15 protein-coding genes and 1 pseudogene are annotated in these 13,637 nt (G+C 37.8%); 15 read left to right on the forward strand and 1 reads right to left on the reverse strand.

Annotated features, from left to right (window positions below; genetic code table 11):
* The 8 genes and pseudogenes from NFR51_RS05605 to NFR51_RS05645 form a co-directional block, all read left to right on the forward strand.
* A pseudogene (locus NFR51_RS05605) lies at positions 1 to 330 on the forward strand (hypothetical protein); the annotation flags it as partial.
* Between the two features lie 302 nt (positions 331 to 632).
* Positions 633 to 1,286, forward strand: a complete 654-nt coding sequence (locus tag NFR51_RS05610; protein ID WP_251712764.1) for a GTP pyrophosphokinase — start codon at positions 633 to 635, stop codon at positions 1,284 to 1,286.
* Positions 1,286 to 1,681 (forward strand): response regulator transcription factor, encoded by a 396-nt coding sequence (locus NFR51_RS05615; protein WP_251712765.1) that lies wholly within the window; start codon positions 1,286 to 1,288, stop codon positions 1,679 to 1,681. The genes NFR51_RS05610 and NFR51_RS05615 overlap by 1 nt, the downstream gene beginning before the upstream one ends.
* A gap of 9 nt (positions 1,682 to 1,690) precedes the next feature.
* Positions 1,691 to 3,082 (forward strand): sensor histidine kinase, encoded by a 1,392-nt coding sequence (locus NFR51_RS05620; protein ID WP_251712766.1) that lies wholly within the window; start codon positions 1,691 to 1,693, stop codon positions 3,080 to 3,082.
* 87 nt (positions 3,083 to 3,169) lie between these two features.
* Positions 3,170 to 3,520: a 50S ribosomal protein L19 gene (gene rplS / locus NFR51_RS05625; protein ID WP_251712767.1), complete on the forward strand. Its 351-nt coding sequence runs from the start codon at positions 3,170 to 3,172 to the stop codon at positions 3,518 to 3,520.
* Positions 3,521 to 4,075: 555 nt separating this feature from the next.
* The gene (locus tag NFR51_RS05630) at positions 4,076 to 4,804 is read left to right on the forward strand and encodes a MurR/RpiR family transcriptional regulator (RefSeq protein ID WP_251712768.1); all 729 of its coding nucleotides are present in this window, start codon (positions 4,076 to 4,078) and stop codon (positions 4,802 to 4,804) included.
* A 106-nt stretch (positions 4,805 to 4,910) separates the two neighbouring features.
* Entirely contained in the window at positions 4,911 to 6,962 is a 2,052-nt protein-coding gene (gene malX, locus NFR51_RS05640; RefSeq protein WP_277613155.1) for a maltose/glucose-specific PTS transporter subunit IIBC, read from the forward strand.
* A gap of 48 nt (positions 6,963 to 7,010) precedes the next feature.
* On the forward strand, positions 7,011 to 8,180 hold the full coding sequence (locus NFR51_RS05645; RefSeq protein ID WP_251712824.1) for a MalY/PatB family protein: 1,170 nt from the start codon (positions 7,011 to 7,013) through the stop codon (positions 8,178 to 8,180).
* Between the two features lie 45 nt (positions 8,181 to 8,225).
* Here the strand turns inward: NFR51_RS05645 and NFR51_RS05650 are convergent, their stop codons facing one another.
* Complete coding sequence (locus NFR51_RS05650; RefSeq protein WP_251712769.1) at positions 8,226 to 8,756, reverse strand: TetR-like C-terminal domain-containing protein; 531 nt, start codon at positions 8,754 to 8,756, stop codon at positions 8,226 to 8,228.
* Positions 8,757 to 8,959: 203 nt separating this feature from the next.
* Here NFR51_RS05650 and NFR51_RS05655 point away from each other — a divergent pair, with 203 nt between their 5' ends.
* The 7 genes from NFR51_RS05655 to NFR51_RS05685 all read left to right on the forward strand — a co-directional run bounded on the left by NFR51_RS05655 (position 8,960) and on the right by NFR51_RS05685 (position 13,536).
* Positions 8,960 to 9,298 carry a metal-sulfur cluster assembly factor gene (locus tag NFR51_RS05655; RefSeq protein ID WP_251712770.1) on the forward strand — a complete coding sequence of 113 codons (339 nt, stop codon included), beginning with the start codon at positions 8,960 to 8,962 and terminating at the stop codon, positions 9,296 to 9,298.
* Positions 9,299 to 9,364: 66 nt separating this feature from the next.
* Positions 9,365 to 9,982: a cell wall-active antibiotics response protein LiaF gene (gene liaF, locus NFR51_RS05660; RefSeq protein ID WP_251712771.1), complete on the forward strand. Its 618-nt coding sequence runs from the start codon at positions 9,365 to 9,367 to the stop codon at positions 9,980 to 9,982.
* Positions 9,979 to 10,959 carry a sensor histidine kinase gene (locus tag NFR51_RS05665; protein ID WP_251712772.1) on the forward strand — a complete coding sequence of 327 codons (981 nt, stop codon included), beginning with the start codon at positions 9,979 to 9,981 and terminating at the stop codon, positions 10,957 to 10,959. Before liaF ends, NFR51_RS05665 begins: the two co-directional genes overlap by 4 nt.
* A 17-nt stretch (positions 10,960 to 10,976) precedes the next feature.
* The gene (locus tag NFR51_RS05670; RefSeq protein WP_251712773.1) at positions 10,977 to 11,609 is read left to right on the forward strand and encodes a response regulator transcription factor; all 633 of its coding nucleotides are present in this window, start codon (positions 10,977 to 10,979) and stop codon (positions 11,607 to 11,609) included.
* Positions 11,610 to 11,925: 316 nt separating this feature from the next.
* Positions 11,926 to 12,516, forward strand: coding sequence for a peptidylprolyl isomerase (locus NFR51_RS05675; RefSeq protein WP_251712825.1), 591 nt, complete (start codon positions 11,926 to 11,928; stop codon positions 12,514 to 12,516).
* Between the two features lies 1 nt (position 12,517).
* Positions 12,518 to 12,913 carry a CvfD/Ygs/GSP13 family RNA-binding post-transcriptional regulator gene (locus NFR51_RS05680; protein WP_251712774.1) on the forward strand — a complete coding sequence of 132 codons (396 nt, stop codon included), beginning with the start codon at positions 12,518 to 12,520 and terminating at the stop codon, positions 12,911 to 12,913.
* A gap of 17 nt (positions 12,914 to 12,930) precedes the next feature.
* Complete coding sequence (locus tag NFR51_RS05685) at positions 12,931 to 13,536, forward strand: TVP38/TMEM64 family protein (protein WP_202230491.1); 606 nt, start codon at positions 12,931 to 12,933, stop codon at positions 13,534 to 13,536.
* Positions 13,537 to 13,637 lie beyond the last annotated feature (101 nt).

Here is a 13,637-nt window from a genome sequence, read left to right on the forward strand (position 1 = left end):
GAACATCCAGCCTTTACGGCTGCTTTGAAAAATGACTTTGCGGAGGTGGATCCTAACGGTGAGAAGAAGGCCTTTGCTCTTTCCCTAGCAGAACTCAATCATCTTTCGGGTCCAGAAAAAGCTTTCCCAACAATGGCTTCACGTGGAGGTGGCGGCTTTAGGCCGAGAACATTGTTTAACAATAACCGATCATGGGCAGTTTTGGCTAGTGGCCATCTAGGATCATTTGCTATTTTAAATATAAATGTCGGTCTTGTTTCACAGGTAGCAGCAGCTCGTCCTAATCTCATCCTCCGTGACCAAGACGGTGCATGGACTTCAAGCATATAAGCACTGATCAGCAAGTGATTTATCAAAAATACCAAGAGAAAATACAAAATACCTGTCTTTTAGAAAATTTTAAGTTTTAATTGAGTGGACTTTAAGAGAGATGGCGTATAATTTTCTTGTGATGTATCAAGCATAACTTAATCAGAATACATGAGTGATAGAAAAAGAGCGAAAGCTCTTTTAGTTTTAGCTGAGAGTTTAAGAGGAAGAAGGAAGAAAAATAGAGACCTTAAAACTGATAAATTTTGCAGTCTTTGTTATAATGAGTGTATGTGAAAACTCTTTCAAGAATGGAATGGGACATGAATAAAGAAATAATGAATACTCGTTTTGAAGTAGAAGAATTTGAAAAACTTAAGCAAAATCTGGTCAAATACGAATGCGCCTTAGCGGTCATAATGACCGAATTTTCTAATCTCAATGCCTACTATAACGCTTATGAACCGGTTAATCCGATTGAGCATATCAAGAAGAGGATAAAATCCCCAGAAAGTATTGCGGGTAAGTTGAAGAAAAAAGGTTTACCCGTGACAGCAGAAGCTGCTGAACAATATTTATCTGACATAGCAGGAGTAAGGATCATTTGCGCTTACGCCAAAAATATCTACGAAATCGTGGATATTATCAAAAGTCAAGAAGGCTTTAAGGTTATCAGTGAAAAGGATTATTTGGAACATCCGAAACCAAGTGGCTACCGCTCTTATCATATGATTTTGGAAGTTTATCTTGGACCCCTTTTTAACAACGAAACCCGCCGCGTAGAGATACAACTTCGCACTTCAGCAATGGACTTTTGGGCGACATTGGAACATAAGGTTCGTTATAAGTATGGTGGGGAAATGCCAGACCACCTTAGCAACGAGCTTCAAGTGTGTGCAGAACAAATCCATGCGCTGGATAATCGGATGTATCTTATTCATGAATTAGTAGATATGATAAATGAGGAGGAAATTTAATGACTAAAAAAATATACATTGCGGATGATGACGATAATATTCGCTTGGCAATCAAAGCTTTTTTGGAAAAAGAAGAATTTGAAGTAGAGGATTTTCCGACAGGAGATTTGTTACTGGAACGCTTTAACGAGCAACCGAGTGACTTTGTCATCTTGGATGTCATGATGCCGGGGTCAAACGGTTTTACAATTTTGAAGGCGCTTCGTGCTCAGAGCATCGTTCCGATCATTATGTTAACTGCACGTGACAGTGATTTAGACTATGCCACAGGACTAGACTTGGGAAGTGATGACTACTTTACGAAACCTTTTAGTCCAATGGAGTTGGTCATGCGTGTTAAAGCAATTTTCCGCCGTATCGAGTTCGAAAAACAAAAAAATGAAGAAGCAGAGTAAGGAGCAATTATGATTAGGAGAAAACCACTCAGTATTAAGGCACGCTTGCTTCTTACAAATATTGGTTTTGTCTTCTTTGCTTTTCTCTGGATTATCTTAATTTTTAATCTCTTAATCAATAACTATATCAGCAATTCAGCTTCCAGTCAGTTAGCGCAAGTTAGAAGTTATCAAGCACAGATCACTTCGCCCTCAGGCAGTATATCTATTAATCTAGAAGATGCCCCTCGGGGAAGTTTTAATACACACCCCGTTGCTTTTAATATGAATGACAAGTACGAAGTACAGGATTTAGAAAAAGTAGGCAACTTTGAGAAAGAAACAGCAAATCATATTGCTCATGCCTTGAAAAGTCAAAAAGTTTCACTTGATAATGTGAAAAATTATCGCCTTGATATATCAGGAAGCACTTTTTATATCGAAGCGAGTCGCCAAGAATCTGGGCTCTATCAAGTGCTGTATGTTGATATCACAGGGATTATTAATTTTACTAACTCGGTGAATCTATTTTTGGTTTCCGTTGCTCTAGCCGTCATCTTAATTTTAAGCTTGGCTGTGACTTTTGTAACGCAAAGACTGATTAAACCATTGTCTATCTTAGCGAAATTTGCGACACGTATCGGGCAAGGAGACTTTACTGAATACAAGGGAAGCTTCCAAGATCGTGAATTAGCTACCTTAGCGCATAATATGAATGTGGCTGCAAGACAGCTAGATAATAACGATAAAAATCAAAAGCTTTTCTTTCAAAACGCTTCGCATGAGCTTCGTACACCCCTAATGGCGATTAAGAGCTATGCTGAGGGGATTTCTTATGAAGTAATGGATCCCAAAAAGGCGAGTGAAACGATTCTTTATGAAACCGATCGGATGAGCGAGTTAGTTGAAGATCTTTTGACCTTATCGCGCCTTGACAGTCTTGGAGGACATCAAGAGATGGCGCGTCAAGATGTTCGAGCAATCATGCGTGACATTGTTAAAGAGCAAGAAATCTTCGCCGAGCAAAAAGGCGTGAAGATAACAAGTGTTTTCGATAAAAAAGCAGTCATGCTAACGTGTAACTATAAGGCCTTGCGTCGAGCAGTGAGTAATCTAGTTTCAAATGCCATGCGCTATGTGGAAACAGAACTTACGCTCACTTGTGTAAATAAGGGACACGAGATTCTCATCTCAGTTGCAAATGATGGACCTGTCATTGATTCAGAGACCTTGCCCCATATTTTTGAACGTTTTTACAAAGGCGCAGGAGGGGTTCATGGTATTGGTTTAGCCATTGTCAAAAGCATTGTTGAACAGCATCGGGGGCAAATCTATGTCAAGAGTGAAGATAATCAGACTGTTTTCACCATGATTTTTAGCAAAACTCCAGAAAAGATGCTTGAAAAGAAAGAGGAAATTTGATAGAATGTGAGAAGTGCCGTTTTGGCATAAATAAAACTGTTTATCCGCTGGGCCAAAGGCTTTATTGATAAGCAAAAGGAGAAAAAAATGTCTATTTCATTGATCGATTCTATCAATGCAAGTCAACTTCGTTCAGATATCCCTGAGTTCCGTTCTGGAGATACTGTACGTGTTCACGCTAAAGTTGTCGAAGGAACTCGCGAACGTATCCAAATGTTCGAAGGTGTCGTTATTGCACGTAAAGGTTCTGGCATCTCAGAAACTTACACTGTTCGTAAAATTTCAAACGGTGTGGGTGTAGAACGTATCTTCCCTCTTCACACTCCACGTGTTGAAAAAATCGAAGTTATCCGTCACGGTCGTGTACGTCGTGCTAAACTTTACTACTTGCGTGCATTGCAAGGTAAAGCAGCCCGTATCCCAGAACGTCGTAAATAATTTTGACTTGTCTAACCGCTCTGTTGAGCGGTTTTTCTTTTTACTAAAATGACTTGTGAAAACAGTGAAATCTTGGAATTAAAAAAAAGGGGGCAGTTGGATTTGAACCATTGAACTTTAAAACCTAAATATGATATAGTTGAGGCATCAAAAAAGGACTTGCGTCAACAAGTTCCATGTAGCCGTTTTAAGAACGGTAGCCGAATTTAATTATTATATAAAAATAATCGTCAACGGGCTAAGCTGAACGGTTATTTTTTGTTTCTATCACTGATTTTTAATATCAGCGTTGCAAATGCAAGAGCAAACATTATTGACAAATCTTTCGCCTTTCATGTTTTGTGAGGCCTGCTCACGAAAATATCATCAGCATCACCTCTGGTCGGATTACCATCCATTAAAGGCTGCAAAAATTATTGTATCGTAAAAGTAAAACTTACTAGAGCAGTTTCGTTGACACTTACTCATGATTAAAGCATTTTTGATTTGAAATGGTTCTGTGATAGAATAAAAGAGAAGTATGCGGGCATTAAAAACGGATGAAGAGGAATAGATATGTTGAGTTTTCAAGAACGTATAAGGAATAAAGAAAATAGATTGACAGAGCTAGAGGAAGACTTAGCAGACTATATTCTTAAACATAAGGAAGAAGTGAGTCAAACAAAAATTGTTATCTTATCACAAAAATTCTACACCGTGCCTAATACGATTACACGTTTCTGTAAAAAATTAGGTTATGATAATTTTTCTGAGTTTAAGATAAATCTTAAGCAAGAGTTAGCAATTCCGGAAGCAACAAGCCCCCATAAGGAAATTCTTTTGAAAAACTTTGATCTCATTGATAAAGAACGAGAGATGAGAGTTGTGCAGCTCATGCAGAAAGCTAAATTTGTCAATTTTTATGCCCTAGATCAGACAGGACTTTTAACTAAAATGTATGTGAAAAGTCTCTTTGCATTGGATAATAAGTTTCAATTTTTTGAATATCAGCAGGAGATGAAAAAGAAAATTCTGAGTTCGTCCAGTGAGCTGTTCTTTTTTGTTTCCTTATCTGGCGAAACACCGTCAGTTTTAGAGTTGGCGACACTGGCTAAGGAGAAAAAACACAAAATTGTTAGCCTTACTAATCTAAAGGAGAACAGATTGGTTCAACTCTCAGACATTTCGCTCTTTTGCTTAACGGAAGAGGAGGAGGTGAACGGCTATGATACAACTGACAAAACGCCGTTACTCTTGATTTTGCAGTCGCTTTACTATACTTATCGTGGAATTTTACACATTTAAAAATATACTTTTCGAAAGAAAAGTGTTTTTTTAGTAGTTTTGTTGAAAGCGTTTTACATTGTGGTAATATTTATGTACAACAAAAAATAAAAAGGTAGGTTAAATGATGAGTAACCAAAAGAATCTCTATGCTCCTTTTGATGGCGAAATCCTTAAGCTAGAGCATGTTAAAGATCCGATTTTCTCTGAGAAAACGATGGGGGAGGGTTATGCAGTTGAGCCCACGGGAGAAACGATATATGCCCCTGTTTCTGGCAGAGTAAGAATGGTTCAAGGCCATGCTGCAGGATTTGATACAGCAGATGATTTGCAAGTATTGCTTCATATTGGTATTGATACAGTAAGCCTTGACAAATCGGTATTTGAATTCAATATTAAAGAAGGGGACAGTGTAAAAGCTGGCCAAGCTATTGGACGTGTGAACTGGAAAGCTGTTGAAGAGGCTGGGCTTGAAAAAACGGCTATTGTGGTTATTACTAACACAGCTGAAAAACTGGAAAGACTTCAGATCAGTGACTCAGGAAAAGTAAAAGGTGGAAGTCCGATTGGTGAGGCTATTGTAAAAGGAGTAGCCAAAGCAAAAACTGCCGAGTCCCAGAAGAAAAAGAAAAAATTTGTCTTGGGTGGCTTCTTTCAGGAGTTAGGGAAAACCTTCATGCTTCCAGTTGCCCTTATGGCTTTCATGGGCTTACTCTTAGGTTTGGGAAGTTCATTTTCTAGCCAATCTACTATTGATGCTTTCCCATTCTTAGGCAACGAAGTACTCCAAGTTATTTTCCGCTTCTTTTCTGCAATTGGTGGCTTTGCTTTCAGCAATCTTCCCGTAATGTTTGCGATGGCAATTCCTTTAGGTTTGGCAAAGAAAGAAAAAGGAGTGGCCGCTTTCTCTGGGTTTGTAGGCTACATGGTTATGAACCTCTCTATTAATTTCTTTTTAACAGAACGTGGCCAACTTGCGGATGCAGAACTCATGCAAAAAGCAGGTCAAGGGATGGCCTTAGGTGTTCAAACTATCGAGATGGGAGTTCTTGGAGGTATCATTGCTGGTATTATTGTTTACAATCTCCATAAGAAATTCTACAATATCCAACTTTCAGATAGTTTTGCATTTTTCGGTGGTTCAAGATTTGTCCCAATTATTACAGCTTTAGTAATGGCATTGGTGGGCTTACTTATTCCTGTAATCTGGCCGCTCTTTGCCCTTCTTATCCAACAAGTGGGGAGCTTGATTCAAGGTGCAGGTATTTTCGGACCATTCCTTTTCTTCTCTGGTGAACGTTTGCTTTTACCTTTTGGATTGCATCATATCTTGGTGGCGACTATTCGTTTCACTCAAGCTGGGGGTTCAGCACTCATTGAGGGACAAGAAGTGTATGGCGCTTTGAATATCTTCTATGCGGAGCTCTCTAATCGCCTACCTATCTCAGGTTCAGCAACTGCTTTCTTATCGCAAGGAAAGATGCCAACCTTTATGTTCGGCCTTCCAGCTGCTGCCCTTGCGATGTATCGTACAGCTAAACCAGAAAATCGTGCAAAAATAAAAGGACTCTTAATCTCTGGTGTTATTGCAACATTTGTTACAGGTATTACAGAGCCAATTGAATTCCTCTTCCTTTTCATCAGTCCATTCCTCTGGATTTTCCATGTTATCATGACAGGACTTGGTGCATTGGTTGTCAGTCTCTTAGGCGTGACAATCGGAAATACAGACGGTGGTGTTCTTGACTTCCTTATCTTCGGAGTGATGCAAGGCTCTTATACACAGTGGTTCTTAATTCCTCTTGTTGGTGCATTTTGGTTTGCAGCATACTACTTTACATTCAAAAAAGTTATTCTTTGGAAAAATTTGAAAACACCAGGACGTGAAGCAGTCATAGAACCAGAGTATTCAGACAAAGAAATGGGTCACTCAGGAAATACCTCAGGTTATAATGCAGAAGCAATCTTAGCTGCTCTTGGTGGAAAAGAAAACATCGTCACTTTGGACAACTGTATCACACGTCTTCGTTTGATTTTGAATGACGGTAATATTGTTGAAGACGATAAGCTAAAAGATTTAGGTGCCTTAGGTGTCGTACATTTGGATGATACAAGTGTCCAAGTTATCATTGGGACAAAAGTAACAACTGTTCGAAATGATTTGGACAATCTGATTTAGAAGGAGAAAGGTAAAACAAGGCAGAAAGTCTTGTTTTACTATTTAGATATGACAGAATTTGATAAAATAATTGATCGCAAAGGAACGTTTTGTACTCAGTGGGATTTTGTAGAGGATCGGTTTGGTCAGAAGGATTTACTTCCTTTTACCATATCAGATACTGATTTTGCAATTCCTGAGACAGTGAACGCAGCACTACAAAAGAGACTTACGCATCCTATCTATGGTTACACGCGTTGGAATCACAAATATTTCAAGTCTGCTGTCTCAACTTGGTACCGAAAACAATTTGAGTTTAAGCTTGAAGAAGACTGGATTTTGTACAGCCCAAGTGTTATTTACTCCCTTTCACAGCTGATTGAAATCATGTCTCAGCCAGGAGAAGGTGTTGTTGTACAAACACCAGCTTATGATGCTTTCTCTAAGACAGTCACGGCAAATGGGCGTTTGTATGTTGAAAATCCCCTACTTTTTCAAGAGGGGAAGTACAGTATTGATTTTCAAGATTTGGAAGAAAAATTAGCAGAACCACATAATAAAATATTGCTCTTTTGTTCACCACATAACCCTACTGGTCGCGTGTGGACAAGTGAGGAATTAGAAAGCGTAATTTTACTGTGTCAAAAATATGATGTATTTATCATTTCAGATGAAATCCACATGGATATTCTTCGGAAAGGAAAGCAACACCATCCTATTTTGCGACATGGAACGGAAAATATCGCTCTTCTCACATCAGCGAGTAAAACCTTCAATTTTCCAGGATTAATCTTTTCTTACCTACTGATTCCTGATGCCAAGCTCCGAGATAAATTTTGTAAACATTTGAAAGAAAAAGATGGTCTTTCTTCTTGCAGCATTCTTGGAATGGAAGCAACAGTTTCAGCCTATCAAACGGCTGACCAATGGGTGGAAGAACTTAATGACTACTTGGATAAGTCTATCGCGTTTACGAGAAATTTTTTACGAGAAAAACTGCCTCAGGTAAAACTGATTGAATCCGAAGCAACATACCTTTTGTGGCTTGATGTTTCGGAGTTGAAAATACCGATGGAGGATTTACAAAAAGCCTTGATTAACGTAGGAAAAGTGGCAATTATGGATGGGACAATCTATGGTCAAACAGGCACCAATTTTCTCCGTCTAAATATAGGTTGCTCAAGAGCTAAGGTCAAAGAAGGACTTGAACGTTTGCTTAAAAGTATCCAGTCTTTCTAAAAATAAAAAGCGTTCAAACTGAGAGTTGACGCTTTTATTTGTGGGCTAGTGAACGAGTTGACTAAGGATTCTTGTGATTTCTTCTGGTGTTTCTTTACGCTTCCGACGAATCCAGTCTTGCGTAAGTCCGAAAATTGCGTGAGCATAATAAGTTCCTGCATAGATTTTACCGAGTTGGCCAAGCTGGCTTCTCTTGGCATCTTTTGGAAGAATAGAGCGTTCAATCATACTTTTTAGCTTGGCTTGCATAAACTGATGAATTTCTTTACTGCCATTTTCGGAAAGGAGCGCAGCGTAGATTTCGTTATGATCGAGAAACTCGTATGTTTCCAGCATCGTTTTTTGCAAATCGACATCATTTTTTTCAAAGACGTATTGAATAGTGTTGAGCAATGTTTTTTGATACTGATCAATCATCTCGTACTTGTCTTGATAGTGTGTATAAAAGCCACTGCGACTTGTTTTTGCAACTTTCACAAGTTCAGTTGTTGTAATTTGGTCAAATGTTTTCTCTTGCAGAAGTTGCGTCATCGCATCACGAAGGCGTGCTTTTGTACGTTCTTTTCTATTTTCCACAGTTTAATCCTTTTCTTTTGTGAAACTTATATTTTTACTTTCCCGTCTTAAAAGTTTATTATAGCACTTTTTAGACGTATTGTCTATAAAAATATATAAGCAAGCAGTGGATAAATTTGTCTCCCTCCTTCTCGTCAAATTTTGAAAAATATGATAGAATAACAATGTCAAATAGATTTTACAGTGAGGACAGGGAGAAATTTATGAGCGAAGAAAGCAAATATACTGAAGCGCAAATTGAAGAAATTAAAACAAAGATTTTAGGAGCTTTAGAAACGGTGATTGATCCTGAGCTAGGTATTGATATTATTAATCTGGGCTTGGTTTATGAGATTTCTTTTGAGGACAATGGATTTACTGAAGTTAAAATGACCTTGACCACTATGGGCTGTCCTTTAGCTGATATATTGACAGACCAAATTCATGATGCACTTAAAGAAGTTGACGAAGTAACTGAGATTAAGGTGAATCTCGTTTGGTACCCTGCATGGACTGTTGATAAAATGAGCCGCTATGCGCGCATTGCTCTGGGTATTCGCTAGAAGATATATTTTAAAATAGGACTAAAGACCGAGTAGAACAAGGTCTTTTTTTGGTAAAATGGAGACATGACTAGACAGATAAAAACCTTCATCATTATTGAACTATGTATCATAGTTGCCTTGCTGTTTCATATTATGAAATCGCCTTACTTTCTCTTGCTCCTAGCTTTTGCTATCTCTTTCAGTGTTCTGTCGAAAAAAATAATTTTTCTACGTCCAGTTTCAGTAGTGCTTTGGATATTTTTTGCTGTAATGTTATTGACAGCAGGTTGGTTTTGGTTAGCCCTACTTTTTCCTATCCTTGTAGGGATTAGTTTCTGGAAGAAGCAGTCAGGTACCAGTTCAAGCTTTAACTATAGTCAAAACTATGCTGAAAGTTCGGAAAAACTTACGCGTGCCAATGGAAATGATGTCATTGATCTCTACGACGTAAACTTTAGACCTGAAGGAAACAGCTTAAGCATCAAAAAATCTGCCGGAAATACTAAAATTATCGTTCCCGAGGATGTAGCAATTGCTCTAGAGATAACAGTTCATAATGGTATAGTCAAAATTTTTGACGAGGAAACAGAAATTAACCCTAAAAATTTCCGCTATTTTTCTGAAATGAAAGAAGAAAGTCAAAAACGTATCCGTATCAACATTCAAGTGGATACGGGAAATATTGAGGTGGTTAAGGGATGAAAAAATCAATCATTAGAACCTTTACTGTCCTTTTTATAATCATTGTTTTGGTTAATACGCTACTCTTCTTAGTCACGAGTGATGCTTCCACAATAAATCTCGTGGGCTTGAAAGTTAATAATTTTTATGGAATATGGATTTTTCTTTCCGTAGCAGGCTTATTAGCATTGGTCTTTACCTTTTTTAACTATTTAGAAAACAGTAAGATAAAGAAAAATTTCTTTGACGACATTCAGCGACTTAGTCAAAATCAAGAACCAGAAAATCGGGAGCTGCAGGAACTCTATTTGCGCTTAAAAGAAATGACGACAGAGTTACAAGAGTTATCAGCTCAAAAATCAGCCAATAAGGCAGAAATTATTGAAACAGAAAGAAAGCGAATTTCGCGTGAACTTCATGATTCAGTTAGTCAGGAACTTTTTGCTGCAACGATGATTTTATCTTCTGTAACGGGAAATGAAGCAGAAGCAACGCATCTCACGCAAGACCAGATTTTAACACAAACACGTCTGGTTTTAAAAATCTTACATGAAGCGCAAAATGAAATGCGTGCCTTATTGCTGCATCTAAGACCAATTGAGCTGGATGGCAAATCATTGGCAGCGGGATTGAATTCCTTAACGGATGAATTGCAGGCAAAAATTTCATCAAATATTAATGTAAAACTCAGTGATATTCAAGCCTCATCAAACGTAGAAGACAACCTTTTCCGAATGGCTCAAGAAATTCTGAGTAACACTTTAAGACACGCACAAGCTGATAATATTGAAGTGCTCTTAAAGGAACAATATGATAATATAATATTAAGGATAACTGACGACGGTGTTGGCTTTGATACTAAAAACAGTAAGTCTGCCAGCTATGGACTTGTCAATATTAAGGAACGCGCACTTTTACTTGGCGGTGATGTTAAGATAGTAAGTGCTCCCAATCAAGGTACAAGTGTAGAGATACGTATCCCACAAGTGAATCAATAAGAATATAAAAGGAAAAAATGGATAAAATAAAATTACTTATCGTGGATGATCATCAGATGGTTCGGCTTGGTTTGTCAAGCTTTATGAATATTCAACCAGACATTGAAGTAGTAGGAGAAGCTGCTGATGGTGAGTCTGGATATCTCAAAGCTCAAAGTTTAAAACCTGATGTAATACTGATGGACCTGGTTATGGATCGCCTAGACGGTATTGGCGCAACACAAAAAATATTGGCAGAAAGTCCAGAGCAGAAAATATTGATATTAACAAGTTTCTTGGATGATGAGAAAGTTTTCCCAGCCTTGGCTGCTGGGGCTAAAGGCTATATTTTAAAGACATCCCAAGCCGCTGAAATTGCGAATGCTGTCCGTAAAGTTGCGAGCGGACAAGATGTTTTATCAGAAGCTGTTAAAGAAAAAATAAATCAACAAAAGCACCGTAAGCCAGAACTTTACGATGAGCTTTCAAAAAGGGAAATGGAAGTTTTGAAAATTTTGGCTCAAGGCTTATCCAACCAAGAAATTGCTGATCAACTTTTTATTAGTCTCAAAACAGTCAAGACACACGTGTCTAATATTTTTAATAAGTTAGAAGTGAGTGATCGTACACAGGCGACTATTTATGCGATTCAACATAAGCTTGTTGATTAGTAGGCATATTACACTTAGGGATAGATTTTTTATCTTACTGTAGTTTAAACATGCATGTCCAATAGCGAAAACACTCCATATCTGTTATAATAGAAGAATAAAAGTTTAGTTTAAAAAGTTTCGAAAATTAAAACTTATTTTTGCTATATTGGTGATACTTTGTATGATTAAAAAGCTAGGAGTGGTAACCGTTCAAGTTTTTTAGGCTATTTTTCCAGAAATTTGCGACATCCATAGTGTTTTTTAATCGTTTAAACTTACAAAAGTGAAAGTTTCCTTGGCGAGACTTATGATAAAATTTAGAAAAGAGAAACAAATGACTTACCCACAACTTAATCTTGAAAAACATGAAGGCACAACAGCGATCATTCATACAAATCATGGAGATATGACTGTGAAACTTTTTGATGATCGGGCTCCGAAGACTGTTAAAAACTTTGTTGAACTGAGTAAAAAAGGGTATTACGATGGAGTTATTTTCCATCGTATCATCAAGGACTTTATGATTCAAGGAGGAGACCCAACAGGTACGGGTATGGGTGGCGAATCCATTTATGGTGAAAAATTCGAAGATGAATTTTCACAAGATGTTTTTAATATTCGCGGTGCATTGTCAATGGCCAATGCAGGACCAGATACAAACGGAAGTCAATTCTTCATCGTACAAAATCAAAATCTTCCTTATCCTAAGTCGGCTTTGATTGAAGGAGGCTGGCCTGAAGAGATTGCTGAAGTCTATGTACAAGGTGGCACACCACATCTTGATGGCCGCCATACAGTCTTTGGGCAGCTTGCAGATGAAGATTCGTTTAAAGTTCTAGATAAGATTGCAGCTGTGCGCGTGGGCGTACAAGACCGTCCAGTTGATGACGTTATTATTGAAAACATTGAAATTGTTGAGAAATAAAATGATGGATCAATCAGTAAAAATTGGGGACAAAGTTACCGCTGAAATTATCGGCTTGCAAGATTATGGGGCTTTCGTAAAATTTGTAGATCGAGAAAATAATGAACATAAAGGTTTGATTCATATTTCAGAGGTACAATCAGGTTTTGTTAAAAATATCCGAGAAGTCATAAAAGTTGGCCAGCACGTAAAGGCGCAAATCATTGACATTGATGAGTACAATGGAAAAATCAGCTTGTCTATTCGGAGTCTTGAGGAGCATCCACAAAACCATTATTTTTATCGCAAAAAAAGATTCACAGATTCTCGTGACAAGATTGGTTTCAAAAGCTTAGCGGATAAAAGGGAGATGTGGATTGAAGAAGGCGAAAATTATTTAAGAGAAAGAGTAAATTAAATACAAACGAGGTGAAGATGAACGACAATGTCTTAAAATATACCAAACGAGTTTTTAACGTGATTACTATTTTGGGTTTTATTGCTACTATTGTTGGCAGTGTTTACCTCTGGCATCTGGGCGCTTTCCAAGATCAAGAAATTTTAAAACGCATAATAACAGCCCATGCCATTCTAGGCCCTGTTATATTCTTGCTCATGCAAATCATTCAGGTTATTATTCCAATTATACCTGGAGGATTGACTATAGCGGCGGGAGTCTTGATTTTTGGGCCTGTATGGGGCTTTGTTTATAATTATTTGGGTATTCTTGTAGGTTCTGTGATACTTTTCCATCTTGGGCGAAAATATGGACAATCTTTGGTCCAAATCTTTGTAAAAGAGAAGACCTACAATAAATATATGGCTTGGTTGGAAAAGGGGCAGAAACGTTTTAATATTGCTTTTCTTCTCTTGATATTGTCGCCGATTGCACCAGATGATGCTCTAGTTCTTATTGCGAGTCAAACGCGAATGAGTTGGAAATTCTTTAATTGGGTGATGATTTTATGCAAACCACTCCCGATTCTGTTTTATTCTTATGCCTTGATTTTCGGTGGGAATTTGCTTGGAAATATTTTCTAGTAGAGAACTTCAAATAATGTTTAAAAATGGTTTTGCGAAAGCAACCATTTTTATATAAATAATGTATAATAGACCTAGTAGACTTTCTAGTGATGGAGCTC

This window comes from Lactococcus ileimucosae, assembly GCF_943193185.1.
GTDB lineage: Bacteria > Bacillota > Bacilli > Lactobacillales > Streptococcaceae > Lactococcus > Lactococcus ileimucosae.